A 13,994-nucleotide genomic window follows, 5' to 3' on the forward strand; every position below is an offset into this window, starting at 1 on the left:
CGTAGTAGATAAATTTATACAGAAGTACAATAGAGTTCACAAGCTAATAGTTGAACATTCATAAAAACCCCATATACTTAGGAAATTACTAACAATAAGCTCAAAGCATGAATAATGATTTAGATAACACCACAAAACAAGAAGCACTTAAGTACCATAATAAAAGTGGTAAACCTGGTAAGGTATCAGTTATACCAACAAAACCCTTATCCACACAGCATGACCTATCACTTGCTTATTCCCCTGGTGTTGCAGCCCCATGCCTTGCAATAGCTAAAAATCCTAAAGCTGTTTATGATTACACGGCAAAAAGCAATTATGTGGCTGTCATTTCAAATGGCACCGCAGTGCTGGGACTTGGCAATATCGGTCCTCTTGCTTCAAAACCCGTCATGGAAGGCAAAGCTGTTTTATTTAAGCGTTTTGCTGACATTGATGCAATTGATATAGAAGTTGACACAGAAAACATAGAAGATTTCATCAATGCAGTAAGGTATCTTGGTCCAAGTTGGGGGGGAATAAATCTAGAAGATATAAGATCTCCTGATTGTTTTATAATAGAGAAACGTCTAAATGAGTTGATGGATATTCCGGTGTTCCACGATGATCAACATGGCACTGCAGTAGTTGTTGCAGCTGGTATAGAAAATGCCCTCGATATTGCTGAAAAGAAATTAGAGAATGTCAAGATCATCATGAATGGTGCTGGAGCAGCTGGTATTGCGTGTTTGGAAATACTAAAGTCCATGGGCGCTAAGAACATAGTGCTATGTGACAAACAAGGAGTAATACACAAAGACAGAAAAGAGGACATGAATAAGTGGAAGGAAAAATATGCAATTGACACTAAAGAACGTTCTCTACTTGATGCCATAAAAGGCGCTGATGTATTCATCGGACTCTCTGCAAAGGATGTGCTCAGCGAAGAGATGTTAAAAAGCATGGGTAAAGACCCGATCATTTTTGCTCTTGCTAATCCTGATCCAGAAATAAGGCCTGAGTTTGCAAAGTCTGTAAGGCCAGATGCAATAATTGCAACTGGTAGGTCAGACTATAACAACCAAGTCAATAACGTAATGGGGTTTCCTTATATATTCAGAGGAGCACTTGATGTACATGCAACGACAATAAATGAAGAAATGAAAATTGCAGCTGCAGATGCAATAGCGAAGCTTGCCCGTGAGCCAGTGCCAAATGAGATATCTGCAGCCTATGGCGGTCGTAAAATGAGCTATGGACGTGAATATATAATACCTACTCCATTTGATCCAAGATTAATTTCTATGGTATCTCCTGCTGTTGCAAAAGCTGCCGTTACCTCAGGTGTGGCAAGAAAGGAAATAGAGGACTGGAATGAGTATGCAAGTCAATTAAAATCTCGCCTCGCTAAGGCTCTCAGCACGCTCAATTTATTGTCTTCACATACGTAATTGGATAAATTTAAAAGCGATAAACCAATCCAAACTCTAAGCCATATATGCCAAACCTATTGGTAATTGTTGTAGTTGTTGATTGCATACGTGCAGTTTCATCAACTTCATTGCTTTTACCAGCAGGAATATATTTTTCGCCAGCTAGTATCTTTGCTACTGGCAGAATACCTTTAAATTCGTTACCAAGAATACCAAAATAGCGTAAACCAGCAAACGCTTGAGTGTTTGTTGTAAGTGGATAATTAACACCAAGCTTTGCTTGGTAAGCCAAAGCATATCTGGTTTTTCCTAAAAATTTAACCTTAGTTACACCTGCACCAACTCCAAAATATGGAATGCAGAGCATTTCTCCGACGTTAAAATCATTATACACATTGATCATTCCAGCCAAATTATTAAAACCTTCATTTTTCATCTTAAATGCAGCTTTGAACTTTACTTGAACATTAGGCGGCTTTTCTTGAATTTCAATATCAACTTTTCCACTTCTCCAAGGTGATTTACGTTCTGTTCCAACAGAAACATCATCATTACGACGAAGTTCAATATATCTTGCTTTTCCTTTATCTGAGTAATCTTCATCATCTAAGTTAGTCTGAGAATATAGAACTTCAAGATCAACTCTCATATTTTTGAATACATATCCTATTGAAGCACCACCTGCAAGTCCTGGAACGTATTTAGGACTATATCCAGCCTCAATCCTCTCCTCCTCATTAAAGCTAAAAACACCTTCCGTTACATTTTCACCTGCATCTTCTTTTCCTTTTAGAGAACCTATTGCATTGAAAAATGCTCCAAAATAGTTAGCTTGAATATAAAAATTCTTTAAATTATTTATTTCACTATCATAAGATAAGCACCTAAATGAAAAAGTGAGCAAAGTTAGTAGGTATGTAAATTTAAATCTTTTATTCGCCATATAAACCTCACATAATTTCACTTTTATGCTAACATACTTCTATTTTTTATGTAGCAATTTTTTATTGCGCTCAGTTGTTTTAGATTTAGAATAAGAGTATTGTAATTTAAAGTGAATCAATGGTTGTTGCAGTTCATGAATTAGAGAAAATTATCAAACAGTCATTCCCTGGTGCCGATATAAAGATTAAGGATCTTGCTGGAGATGATGATCACTACCATTTAAAAATAACTTCCCAGTGTTTTTCTGGAAGGACAAAAATAGAACAACATAGAATGGTATATAAGGCTCTTGAAGGTCAATCTATACATGCATTGCAACTAGAAACTGGAGCTTAAAATTAAGGTGATATTTATGAACAACTTTGAACAAATAAAAAAAGACATAGCAGAAAACGATGTAGTGCTGTATATGAAAGGCACCTCTGACTTTCCTCAATGCGGATTCTCTGGGCTCGTCGTATCAATTCTCAAAAATTTGAATGTAAAGTTTAAATGCATCAACGTACTTGAGAATGATGAAATACGTCAGTCCATAAAAAGTTTTTCTGATTGGCCAACAATTCCACAAATATATATAAAGGGAGAGTTTATTGGTGGCTGTGACATAATCCGCGAGATGTATGAAAAAGGTGAATTACAGAGTTTATTGAAAGAAAAACAGATTGTTTAGTAAGGAAATAAGCAAGAAAAAAATAGGCGTGCCTCACACCTAGCCTGATTAAAAACTTTAGTTTTTTGACTTTTGTACACTATTTGTACATAAGACATTCTCTTTAAGAAATGTACCAGGCCAAGTAATATTTGCCTGTACATCACTAATAGCGCGTGCCATATTTACATTTTGTTTAGCCTTTTTTATTAGAGAACTTAATGACGTACTGATTTTATCAATAATGCGCAGATCAGCTTTAGGAACACTTGCTTCAATTGCTTTCAGACCACTTTGCACTTTATCAAGACTATCACTTCTTATGGCAGCAGCAATATCTATAAACAATCGCTTTAGCTCTCGAGGTTGATCTTTTATAGTAAAAAGATAGTCTGGAACGATTTCGTAATCACCATTATCATTTTTTGTGCAATATTCTTCAATAGCCTCTTTTGCATCTTAGTAATCTTGTGGATTATCAGAACAAGAATATGCTGCACAAGATTCATTTCTATAATAAGGGCTCCCATTACTCTCAATGTTTTCTATTCTCTTCTTTACACTAGAAACTAAACCTTTTCCAAATACGATAGTATCGTCTCTGTCTGATTTTGAAACAGCCTCTAATAGAGTAGGTATTGCGTCTTGTCTGTAACTAAAGATAAATTCTATGCATGGAATATTACCCAAACTATTTCTAGGGCCTTCTCCACACAAAAATTTACTTGGAACATGTTGTATAAAAAAGTTAACTACATCACTTGAACTACTGTCTCCTAGCATAAGTAAAAACTCGGGAAATCTAGGATATTTATTCAAAAATAATGCACCATATATTTCATCGTCAATTGACTCCAATTCATTGTCAAAAATAATACTCCTTATCTTATTATAATCTTACTATTACCCACAAATATAAATGGACATAAAAATAAAGTATTACAACATTAAAGTTTGCAAACATTGAGGGTAAAAAATGGCAAACAGGAATAATGAATGGGCTGAAAATGAATTTGGAGATGCTGTACTTGGAGATAAAAGGTTAACTGACCGATTAGTAAATATTGCTGATAGTTTTACAAGTTTACCTGAAAGCTCAATCAATCAGGCGTGTGGAAGTTGGTCAGAAGCAAAAGCAGCATATCGTTTTTTTCAAAATGAGAACGTGAAAGAAGGCGATATTCTAGCTTCACACGTTGCTAAAACAGTTGAAAGAACAAAAGCCCATAAAAAAATTTTTGTGATCCAAGATACAAGTTATATTTCATACACAGACCATGAAAAAACAAGTGGATTGGGAGTTATTACAAGAAAACATAGTCAAGGTATTATAATGCATACAGCTCTAGCTGTTAGTATAGAAGGTTTGGTACTAGGGATACTAGATCAAAAAATTTATTCAAGACCTGAAGAATCTGAAAACATAAAAAAAAAGAACAATGACAGTATCCGCATTGAAGATAAAGAGAGTATAAAATGGTTAGAAACTTTAAGCAACACAAACAACATTATTGATTCAACTCAAACTGAGACTATAACCATATGCGATAGAGAAGCAGATATATATGAGTTTTTTGAGCTTGCATATAATCTTAATTCGGCAGTGTTAGTTAGAGCTTCCAAAGATAGGGCAGTAAATAGAAAATCTCGATATCCTGAAAAAGGTGAGCAGAAGTTATGGGAATTTATTAAATCCTCTCATTGTGCAGGTACGGTAAAAGTTGAAGTTCCTGCAAAAGATAATAAGCCAAAAAGAACAGCACATTTGGAAGTTAGATTCGGAAAGTTTATTATGCATCCATCTAAGAATAGTATTAGGCATAAGACAGAAGAATTACTTAAATTACCACACTATGCAGTTTACGTTGTTGAAAAAGACTTTCCTTCTGAAACAAATCCGCTAGAGTGGATGCTTTTAACAAATCTTCCAGTCAATACCTTTGATGAAGCTGTTGAAAAAGTTAGGTGGTATTGTCTTAGATGGAAAATAGAAATATTACATAAAATTTTAAAATCTGGTCTCAAAGTTGAAGAATGTAGGCTTGGAACAGCAGAAAGGTTGATGCGATATTTAACAGTAATGAGTATTATTGCTTGGAGAATTTTCTTTATTACAACAATTGCAAGAACTGATCCAACATTACCGTGTACTACCTTATTAGCCGAAGAAGAATGGAAAGTTCTATATGTAAAAATACATAGAAAACCATGTTCAAATGCAACTCCTACTATAAAAGAAGCTGTTTCATGGATTGCTCAACTTGGAGGACATTTGGCTAGAAAAAATGATCTAGAACCAGGCCCCATTACTATTTGGAAAGGATGGAGACGTCTCTTTGATCTAGCAGAAGGATGGCGACTTGCTCACGAACTTTATATTTGTGGGTAATAGTAAGTATTATAATCTAGCTCATTTATAGCTTCTTTTAACTTTTTATTTAAGTCAAGGTTATTCAACTCACGATAACGCTTATACTTTTCTTCACTAATACGTGGCATATAATACACTCTTTTTTTATAAAACATTTATACAACTAGCTTTCTTGTTAATAATTGTCAATACTTAGATAAGTATATTAGTAAGTATTTTTATAATTATTGCTAACACGGAATTTTATCTGATTTTTACTAAAAGTGTATATACAAGCTAAACCTTATCACCAGGCTTAACAAATAGATGACCCAATGTTATCAACTTTATAGGCTTACTTTCATTATTTGCGACTACCCAAACTCCATCGTCTTCATAATCAACAATTTCTATTGCTGTAAATACTACATAATTATTATCATCAACAATCTTTATTCCAAGAATACCATCGTCATTTAAGCTTAAGGCCGAAGAAGGAATTTTATATGCAAATCTTTCACCTGAAGGGAGGCTTACACTAGCAGTCAGTCCTTGCAAAGATATAATCTCATTATCAGTTACCTTTACCTCCACTCTATAAGATCCAGTTTTAGGCTCAGCAATTTTACTAATAAAACTCACTTCACCTACTAATTCCCTTCCGTCTAGCAAATTAATTTGCGCTGTGCTACCTAGCTTTATTTTATTTACTTCATTTTCTGAAACATATAACACCACAAGAACCTGATCAAAATTAACTATGTCAGTTATCTTATGTCCAAGATTAACAAAATCCCCCTTCATTTACGTTGATCTTATCTACATAACCATCAATAGGGGATTTAATCGCAGTATTTTCTAAATCCAACTCTAGCCTTTTTAGGTCAGCTTTTGCACTCTGCAATGCAGTAAAAGCTGATTCCACTCTTATCTGTGCTCCATACCCTTTTGTATTCAATTTTCGAGAGGAATCATACTCAATTTCACGCTGATTTAATAAAGCTTTGGCTTTTTCAACTTGCTCAACTCTGTCATAATCTTCTATCTTTAAAATTACATCGCCTCTTTTTACTTTTTCACCATCAGACAAATAAATAGCAATAACTTGACCACTTGTTCTTGAGACAAGGCTGAACCTATGCAAGGGATTTACCGTACCAGAAAAATTTAAATATACAGTGCGATTTTGTGGAGTATAATCCTGAGTTTTTAATGAAAAACTACTAATTGGATTATCACTATGAACCGCCTGATCTTTTTTTAAAAATGTACTGTTGATAAAAAACAGTAGAATAAGAGCAATACCGGAAACGATGATTACTTTGTTTCTCATCCTTAAACAGTAAAATTTATTGACCAATCTTGTTAGAAATAACTGCATAAATTTTCGAATCAGAAGTGTAAGTATAACACAGCTATTGTCACTCTATAAATAGTTTTATATGAGCAAGTTTTCTTACAATAAATAAGTTTTTATTGCAAAAATGCAATTTTTAATCAAATAAAAAAGTTGTGCATAAAATTTCCATCATATTATATGATGAAAATAAGAATATTGTAACAAAACTAAATATATATTTAAACAGAGCTTTAGCCCATCACTAAACCAACACCCAATTGCTCAACACTATCAATTTTAATTTGTAAAGTGCCCTTTATAAATTTATTAGCCTGGTCTGTACTCATAAAAACTGCATGTTTATTGGGCATTAATTTTTCCATATCTGCTCTATTTTTTTTATCTTGCAAATGAGGTTCGCAAATATAGCTATACTTTTTAAAATCTAGAAGTTTAGCAAAGCCATCACGATCATTCTCATGGTGAAAAGCAACATTTATACCTACTATTTCGTCCGTTTCTTGCAGCTTTCCATCTTTATCTATTACCTGTGCCTTAGCAAGCGCAACTGTAGGCTTATGGCCATAATTTGCTCCAATAACCCTTCTTATTGAATGTTCTATTGCTATTTTTTGCACTTCAGGACTTTCATCAAACTCTTTCAAAAAATTAAGGTGTAAGTTAATATATTCAGAGTATTTCAATCTGTGTTTTTTATGTATAGTTGGTTTGTAGGACAGTTCATTTGTAGGTGACTTATAGTTTGCAAGAAGGAATTTTTGTTCATATTGCTCATTAAATTTCTTTATCTTTTCAAAATGTCTTTTATATTGAGTCAATCCATCTTTCCCTTTTTTCTCCATCCTTTTCAAGAATTCCTCTACTGGCTCTCGTTTGGCTAGATTAATTTTGCGTATAAGCGGAATTTGTTTTTTCAAGCTAATCCAATATGGTAAGCAAACAACTTTCGCATCTTTCGAAAATAGACCTTCTAACTTTTTCACTGCATTGTATAAGTTTGCTGATTCTGGTTTATAATGCCCGCTATTATTGTCTATATAAGTTATTTTACCATTTACCACTTTCATTAAACCAGAACATAAAATCGGCTTACCGCCTGCAAGAGTTGAATGACGATAAGCCCATTCGCTTTTGTTAACATTAATATGTTCATGAGTTACTAATTTTCCATCAAGCGTGATAACATAAGCTACACAACCTTTTTTACCCTTACTAATTTTATCAGTTGTATCATATAATTTGCCCTCTAAGTTGTATAACTTAAGTTCCCCATCTTGCTCGCCAATAAATTTTCTTTGATCAAATTGTTCATCAGAGTTAAAATACTTAACCCTTGTATTACTTACTATTACCCACAAATATAAAGTTCGTGAGCAAGTCGCCATCCTTCTGCTAGATCAAAGAGACGTCTCCATCCTTTCCAAATAGTAATGGGGCCTGGTTCTAGATCATTTTTTCTAGCCAAATGTCCTCCAAGTTGAGCAATCCATGAAACAGCTTCTTTTATAGTAGGAGTTGCATTTGAACATGGTTTTCTATGTATTTTTACATATAGAACTTTCCATTCTTCTTCGGCTAATAAGGTAGTACACGGTAATGTTGGATCAGTTCTTGCAATTGTTGTAATAAAGAAAATTCTCCAAGCAATAATACTCATTACTGTTAAATATCGCATCAACCTTTCTGCTGTTCCAAGCCTACATTCTTCAACTTTGAGACCAGATTTTAAAATTTTATGTAATATTTCTATTTTCCATCTAAGACAATACCACCTAACTTTTTCAACAGCTTCATCAAAGGTATTGACTGGAAGATTTGTTAAAAGCATCCACTCTAGCGGATTTGTTTCAGAAGGAAAGTCTTTTTCAACAACGTAAACTGCATAGTGTGGTAATTTAAGTAATTCTTCTGTCTTATGCCTAATACTATTCTTAGATGGATGCATAATAAACTTTCCGAATCTAACTTCCAAATGTGCTGTTCTTTTTGGCTTATTATCTTTTGCAGGAACTTCAACTTTTACCGTACCTGCACAATGAGAGGATTTAATAAATTCCCATAACTTCTGCTCACCTTTTTCAGGATATCGAGATTTTCTATTTACTGCCCTATCTTTGGAAGCTCTAACTAACACTGCCGAATTAAGATTATATGCAAGCTCAAAAAACTCATATATATCTGCTTCTCTATCGCATATAGTTATAGTCTCAGTTTGAGTTGAATCAATAATGTTGTTTGTGTTGCTTAAAGTTTCTAACCATTTTATACTCTCTTTATCTTCAATGCGGATACTGTCATTGTTCTTTTTTTTTATGTTTTCAGATTCTTCAGGTCTTGAATAAATTTTTTGATCTAGTATCCCTAGTACCAAACCTTCTATACTAACAGCTAGAGCTGTATGCATTATAATACCTTGACTATGTTTTCTTGTAATAACTCCCAATCCACTTGTTTTTTCATGGTCTGTGTATGAAATATAACTTGTATCTTGGATCACAAAAATTTTTTTATGGGCTTTTGTTCTTTCAACTGTTTTAGCAACGTGTGAAGCTAGAATATCGCCTTCTTTCACGTTCTCATTTTGAAAAAAACGATATGCTGCTTTTGCTTCTGACCAACTTCCACACGCCTGATTGATTGAGCTTTCAGGTAAACTTGTAAAACTATCAGCAATATTTACTAATCGGTCAGTTAACCTTTTATCTCCAAGTACAGCATCTCCAAATTCATTTTCAGCCCATTCATTATTCCTGTTTGCCATTTTTTACCCTCAATGTTTGCAAACTTTAATGTTGTAATACTTTATTTTTATGTCCATTTATATTTGTGGGTAATAGTAAGCTTGTATTAGTTCCAGGAATTTTTCTTCCTTCAACTCCAACTTCTGGAAACAAATTATATCGTGGAAAAAAATAAGTAAAATTATTCTCTATCCAATACAGAATCTTATTTATGATACCAAAAACTTTTCTATTACCTAAATCAATAGAGAGTTGCTGTTCCTTTGGTACTGCTAGATGATTGGACTTTGTACCAGACTTGCCAAATTCTTTGGCAGCATATTTAAACTTTTCTAGTAAATATTCCTTACGTTCTTTTGATATTGACATTTTTACCTCACTCACTATTATTTTATCCTATATTTATTATTTTAGACAAAAAGTCAATCTTTCTTAAGATATTAAGAAAAGAAAAAGCAGCAGCAAAATAGCTAAACTGACTTAGATTTATCGACAATTTGAAAAATCATCATTCCGCTACTTGTTAGCCGAATCTATGTTCGCACAGTTAGTTATCGCTATTTACCCAACAAACTTATGCTAAGCTGTGCTGCCACTAATTTTGCAACCAGTACTCTATAAGGCGAGCATGACACATAATCAACCCCTGATTTGATGAAAAACTCTATGGACTGTGGATTCGCTCCATGCTCTCCACATATACCAAGTTTAATTTCTTTTCTGGTTTTTTTGCCCCTTTCGATAGCTATTCTGATTAATTCCCCTACCCCTTCGACATCTAGCACCTCAAAGGGATCGTTTTTGAATATGTTGCTTTCCTTATAAGAATCGAGGAAATTAACTGAATCATCTCGTGAAAGTCCCATAGTTGTTTGTGTTAAATCATTAGTGCCAAAACTAAAAAATTCTGCGTGTTTTGCGAGTTTGTCAGCAATAAGTGCTGCTCTTGGCAGTTCTATCATCGTTCCAATTGAATAGTTCACATCGAAATTTTCGGCTTCTTTCTTTATTAACTCGCATATCAGAATAAACTCTTTCTCACTCATGATAAAAGGAATCATGATTTCAGGTTTCACTTCTATCTTCTTTTCTTTCCTTAATTCACTTGCAGCACTGAGTATTGCCCTAATTTGCATGCCATATATTTCAGGATGAGAAATAGCAAGTCTACAACCTCGATGGCCAAGCATTGGATTTTTTTCTGATAACTGTGCTATTTTATTTTTTACTGATTCAACTGACTTATTCAGTGATTTGGCAATTTTCTCTATAATAGATTGATTGTGGGGCAAAAACTCATGTAGAGGTGGATCAAGTAAACGTATAGTAACCTCCCTGCCCTCCATAATAGAAAATATTTCTTTGAAATCAGACTTTTGCATTTCTTCGAGTTTATTTAATGCATTTGTCCTTTCATTTTCATCATCAGCTATTATCAACTTTTGAATGAATTCGATTCTATCACTAGCAAAAAACATATGTTCTGTGCGACATAATCCTATACCTTCTGAACCGAATTCTTTTGCAATTTTTGCATCTTTTGGAGTATCAGCATTCGCTCTCACCTTCACTGTTTTGATTTCATCTACCCAGTTAATTATCGTTTTGAATTCTTGAGATAATTCAGGCAAAATTGTAGGAAGAATACCAAGCATAACCTCTCCTGTTCCTCCATTGATGGTGATTGATTCACCTTTATTTACTTTTATATCCCCCATAGAAAGAAATTTTTCATCTTTATCAATATAAAGTCCATTTAGACTACAAATGCATGGTTTACCCATTCCACGAGTTACAACAGCGGCATGCGAGGTCATACCTCCTCGCGCTGTTACTATTCCACTTGCAGCATTCATTCCATTAATATCTTCAGGGCTCGTCTCTGATCTTACCAAAATTACTTTTTTACCCTGCTCTGCAGCTTTTTCAGCATCACTTGCACTGAATACTACATATCCAGAAGCAACACCTGGAGAAGCTGGCAGTCCTTTGCCTATTACTTCTTGATCGATTTTAACATCAAGAACTGGATGCAATAAATTGTCAAAAGTTTTTGGATCAATTCTCAATATTCCTTCCTCTTTTGTAATCGCTCCTTCTTCTACCATATCAACTATTATGCGAATAGCAGCTTCGGCTGTGCGCTTGCCAGACCTGGTCTGCAAAATCCATAACTTACCGTCCTGTACAGTAAATTCGATATCCTGCATGTCCTTATTATGCCTTTCAAGTTTTTCACATACCGCGCATAATTCTCGGTAGACACTTGGTAGCAACTTCTCCATGGTACTTTCTTGCTCCCCGTCAATTGGCATAGGAGTATAAACACCAGAAACCACATCCTCACCCTGAGCATTAACTAAAAACTCACCAAAAAGCTTTTTTTCTCCAGTTGAAGGATTCCTTGTAAATATCACACCAGTTGCTGAATTATCATTCAGATTACCAAAAACCATTGCTTGTACATTAACTGCAGTTCCAAGGTTTTCAGGAATATTATGTATTCTTCTATAGGAAACAGCCCTATCGTTTTTCCAAGAGGCAAATACTGCATTAACCGAGTTTAACAATTGCTCTTCAACGTTCTGCGGGAAATGCTTTCCAGTTTTTTCACATACTATCTCTTTAAAATCATTAACAATTTTCTTTAAAACATCAACATTAAGATCAGCTAAGCTTTTTGCTCCACTTTTTTGCTGTTCACCATCAACAATGTCTTGAAATAAGTGATGGTCAAGCTGTAGTACAACACTCGAGTACATCATGATGAAACGACAGTAGCTATCATAGGCAAAACGTTCGCCACTTTTTTTTGCAAGCCCAACAACGGTTGCATCATTTAGGCCAACATTTAGGACTGTATCGAGCATGCCCGGCATTGAATTCACACTACCAGAGCGTATGGAAACTAATAAAGGATTATTTGAATCCCCGAATTTACAACCGATGTCACTTTCGAGCATCGCCATGTAGTTTTTTATCTCGTTACGTAGATCACAAGACAATTCATTATCTTGACAATAGGCCTGACAAACAGCAGTGGAAATTGTAAAACCAGGTGGAACAGGAATGCCAATGTTACACATCTCTGCCAGATTTGCTCCCTTCCCTCCTAGTAGATTTCTCATTGCTGCATTACCTTCACAGTTGCTTTGGCTAAAGTAATATATTAACTTTTCTTGCATTTTTTTCGGATTTTCACTAATAAACATACTATACATACTATTCTAATAAATTTGTCAGGCAGGAGTAATAAATTTTGTAAAATTCAGCACAATTAAATAGCCTCTTTTCCTTTCATTCCAGTACTCTTTTCTGTCATCTCAATGACCTCTATGATGTCATTCCAGCGCATGACGCTGGAATCCAGTTCGTCCATAATCTCAACAAAAACGTTGTGTTTTAGCATAATTTTGTGCTCAATATGCTTATTTATAGTAAAGACTTCTGGATTCCAGCAGGCTTTGTTGCACCACTCAAGGAAAGAACAGGCAGTTACTGATGGAATTTGTTATAAAATAGATATTTAGCCGACAAAGGAAAAATATGCCAATAAGAATGAAAGTCAGTAACTGCAATGAATATAACAAATTTCTTCAAGAAAGGGGAAATGTTTTTCATTATATCAACGATGCCATTGAAAATTGGTACGAAAATAGTCCAAAAGTAGCAGGTGGCAACAATGTCTACAGCGACAAAGTAGTGATTCTAATTCACATAATAACCTATCTATTCAGGATTGGTCTTAGGCAAACAGTGGGATTTATAGAGAAATATCTTGAGCAAATAGGGAAAATTTTGCAAATTATCAGCTATTCGCAGGCTTCAAGAAGGTTTAAAAAGCTTAATATCAAAATCAACGACTGCAGAGTTGATAAGAACGATATGGAAGATATTGAAATTGCTATAGATAGTACAGGTATCAGCATCTACAATAATATTCCAGGCCATAGTAAGGCAAATGGTACAGATAGAAAGTATCGCCGCTATGAGCAAACAAGAAAGCTACATGTAATGCTAGAGATAGGTAGTAAAAAAGTTATAGCTGCAAAATACAGTAGTGGAGTTTATTCCGACCACTATGGAGCCTGTGATCTTATTGAAAGAGTGGATACCAAGTATAACATAAGCACGATATATGCAGATAGATCGAAAGAAGTTATACAAACTGTGCGATGAGCTTGACATAAAGACAAGGATTCCTCCGCAAAATAATGCAGTAGAGCATCCAAAGTTGGATTATATGAATGAGAGAAATTCTACAATCAAGCTCATAAAGTCATATGATGAAGATGGTATGAAGAGGTGGAAAAAAGAGATAAATTATTGGAAGAGATCTTATATAGAAAGTTTTTTCTCGCGACTGAAGCAAATATTTGGATTTAGTTTTAGGAATAAATCTGAGATTAATCGTGAGAAGGAACTGCTACTCAAGTGTTATTTGCTTAACAAATTTACTGAAATAGGCATGGCTAAGTTTGATATAGCTTCATGAATTTATTATACATTACCCACTATCCGAAGAGCTGTGCAACAA

At 34.4% G+C, this 13,994-nt stretch carries 12 protein-coding genes and 3 pseudogenes; 5 read left to right on the top strand and 10 right to left on the bottom strand.

The window, feature by feature from the left end; genetic code table 11:
* Positions 1 to 107: 107 nt before the first annotated feature.
* The gene (locus tag MJ631_RS03975; RefSeq protein WP_082241867.1) at positions 108 to 1,430 is read left to right on the top strand and encodes a malic enzyme-like NAD(P)-binding protein; all 1,323 of its coding nucleotides are present in this window, start codon (positions 108 to 110) and stop codon (positions 1,428 to 1,430) included.
* A 10-nt stretch (positions 1,431 to 1,440) separates the two neighbouring features.
* On the opposite strand, the gene MJ631_RS03980 is transcribed toward MJ631_RS03975, so the two are convergent.
* On the bottom strand, positions 1,441 to 2,355 hold the full coding sequence (locus MJ631_RS03980; RefSeq protein WP_019236934.1) for a P44/Msp2 family outer membrane protein: 915 nt from the start codon (positions 2,353 to 2,355) through the stop codon (positions 1,441 to 1,443).
* 119 nt (positions 2,356 to 2,474) lie between these two features.
* Here MJ631_RS03980 and MJ631_RS03985 point away from each other — a divergent pair, with 119 nt between their 5' ends.
* A complete protein-coding gene (locus MJ631_RS03985) occupies positions 2,475 to 2,693 on the top strand; it encodes a BolA/IbaG family iron-sulfur metabolism protein (RefSeq protein ID WP_007302571.1) in 219 nt (72 codons plus the stop codon).
* A 16-nt stretch (positions 2,694 to 2,709) separates the two neighbouring features.
* Positions 2,710 to 3,027, top strand: coding sequence for a Grx4 family monothiol glutaredoxin (grxD, locus tag MJ631_RS03990; RefSeq protein WP_007302570.1), 318 nt, complete (start codon positions 2,710 to 2,712; stop codon positions 3,025 to 3,027).
* 57 nt (positions 3,028 to 3,084) lie between these two features.
* On the opposite strand, the gene MJ631_RS03995 is transcribed toward grxD, so the two are convergent.
* Positions 3,085 to 3,354 carry a hypothetical protein gene (locus MJ631_RS03995; RefSeq protein WP_246485331.1) on the bottom strand — a complete coding sequence of 90 codons (270 nt, stop codon included), beginning with the start codon at positions 3,352 to 3,354 and terminating at the stop codon, positions 3,085 to 3,087.
* Positions 3,355 to 3,465: 111 nt separating this feature from the next.
* Positions 3,466 to 3,864, bottom strand: coding sequence for a hypothetical protein (locus MJ631_RS04000; RefSeq protein ID WP_262986183.1), 399 nt, complete (start codon positions 3,862 to 3,864; stop codon positions 3,466 to 3,468).
* Between the two features lie 118 nt (positions 3,865 to 3,982).
* Here MJ631_RS04000 and MJ631_RS04005 point away from each other — a divergent pair, with 118 nt between their 5' ends.
* Positions 3,983 to 5,395: an IS4-like element ISWosp2 family transposase gene (locus tag MJ631_RS04005; protein WP_214303148.1), complete on the top strand. Its 1,413-nt coding sequence runs from the start codon at positions 3,983 to 3,985 to the stop codon at positions 5,393 to 5,395.
* Here MJ631_RS04005 and MJ631_RS04010 read toward each other — a convergent pair.
* From MJ631_RS04010 to MJ631_RS04045, 7 genes and pseudogenes are all read right to left on the bottom strand, one after another.
* Positions 5,380 to 5,505 (bottom strand): hypothetical protein, encoded by a 126-nt coding sequence (locus MJ631_RS04010; RefSeq protein WP_262986184.1) that lies wholly within the window; start codon positions 5,503 to 5,505, stop codon positions 5,380 to 5,382. The two genes, MJ631_RS04005 and MJ631_RS04010, sit on opposite strands and share 16 nt — an antisense overlap.
* A gap of 148 nt (positions 5,506 to 5,653) precedes the next feature.
* A pseudogene (locus MJ631_RS08075) lies at positions 5,654 to 6,737 on the bottom strand (efflux RND transporter periplasmic adaptor subunit).
* A 209-nt stretch (positions 6,738 to 6,946) separates the two neighbouring features.
* Positions 6,947 to 8,074 carry a hypothetical protein gene (locus tag MJ631_RS04025; RefSeq protein WP_262986187.1) on the bottom strand — a complete coding sequence of 376 codons (1,128 nt, stop codon included), beginning with the start codon at positions 8,072 to 8,074 and terminating at the stop codon, positions 6,947 to 6,949.
* Positions 8,065 to 9,477, bottom strand: a complete 1,413-nt coding sequence (locus tag MJ631_RS04030; RefSeq protein WP_214303148.1) for an IS4-like element ISWosp2 family transposase — start codon at positions 9,475 to 9,477, stop codon at positions 8,065 to 8,067. The genes MJ631_RS04025 and MJ631_RS04030 overlap by 10 nt, the downstream gene beginning before the upstream one ends.
* Before the next feature lie 82 nt (positions 9,478 to 9,559).
* Positions 9,560 to 9,826: pseudogene (locus tag MJ631_RS04035) on the bottom strand (hypothetical protein); the annotation flags it as partial.
* Between the two features lie 188 nt (positions 9,827 to 10,014).
* Complete coding sequence (gene ppdK / locus MJ631_RS04040; protein WP_262986189.1) at positions 10,015 to 12,669, bottom strand: pyruvate, phosphate dikinase; 2,655 nt, start codon at positions 12,667 to 12,669, stop codon at positions 10,015 to 10,017.
* 65 nt (positions 12,670 to 12,734) lie between these two features.
* Positions 12,735 to 12,866, bottom strand: a complete 132-nt coding sequence (locus tag MJ631_RS04045; RefSeq protein ID WP_007302564.1) for a hypothetical protein — start codon at positions 12,864 to 12,866, stop codon at positions 12,735 to 12,737.
* 137 nt (positions 12,867 to 13,003) lie between these two features.
* Between MJ631_RS04045 and MJ631_RS04050 the strand changes: the two are divergent.
* Positions 13,004 to 13,952: pseudogene (locus MJ631_RS04050) on the top strand (IS5 family transposase).
* Positions 13,953 to 13,994: the final 42 nt, after the last annotated feature.

This window comes from Wolbachia endosymbiont of Oryzaephilus surinamensis (assembly GCF_025617515.1).
Lineage (GTDB): Bacteria > Pseudomonadota > Alphaproteobacteria > Rickettsiales > Anaplasmataceae > Wolbachia.

Bases quoted from the DNA above. Each gene is read 5' to 3' on its own strand.
- MJ631_RS03985 (WP_007302571.1), top strand. From the start codon at position 2,475: ATGGTTGTTGCAGTTCATGAATTAGAGAAAATTATCAAACAGTCATTC.
- MJ631_RS04045 (WP_007302564.1), bottom strand. From the start codon at position 12,866: ATGCTAAAACACAACGTTTTTGTTGAGATTATGGACGAACTGGATTCC.
- MJ631_RS04030 (WP_214303148.1), bottom strand. From the start codon at position 9,477: ATGGCAAACAGGAATAATGAATGGGCTGAAAATGAATTTGGAGATGCT.
- ppdK (WP_262986189.1), bottom strand. From the start codon at position 12,669: ATGTTTATTAGTGAAAATCCGAAAAAAATGCAAGAAAAGTTAATATAT.
- MJ631_RS03975 (WP_082241867.1), top strand. From the start codon at position 108: ATGAATAATGATTTAGATAACACCACAAAACAAGAAGCACTTAAGTAC.
- MJ631_RS03980 (WP_019236934.1), bottom strand. From the start codon at position 2,355: ATGGCGAATAAAAGATTTAAATTTACATACCTACTAACTTTGCTCACT.
- MJ631_RS04005 (WP_214303148.1), top strand. From the start codon at position 3,983: ATGGCAAACAGGAATAATGAATGGGCTGAAAATGAATTTGGAGATGCT.
- MJ631_RS04010 (WP_262986184.1), bottom strand. From the start codon at position 5,505: ATGCCACGTATTAGTGAAGAAAAGTATAAGCGTTATCGTGAGTTGAAT.
- grxD (WP_007302570.1), top strand. From the start codon at position 2,710: ATGAACAACTTTGAACAAATAAAAAAAGACATAGCAGAAAACGATGTA.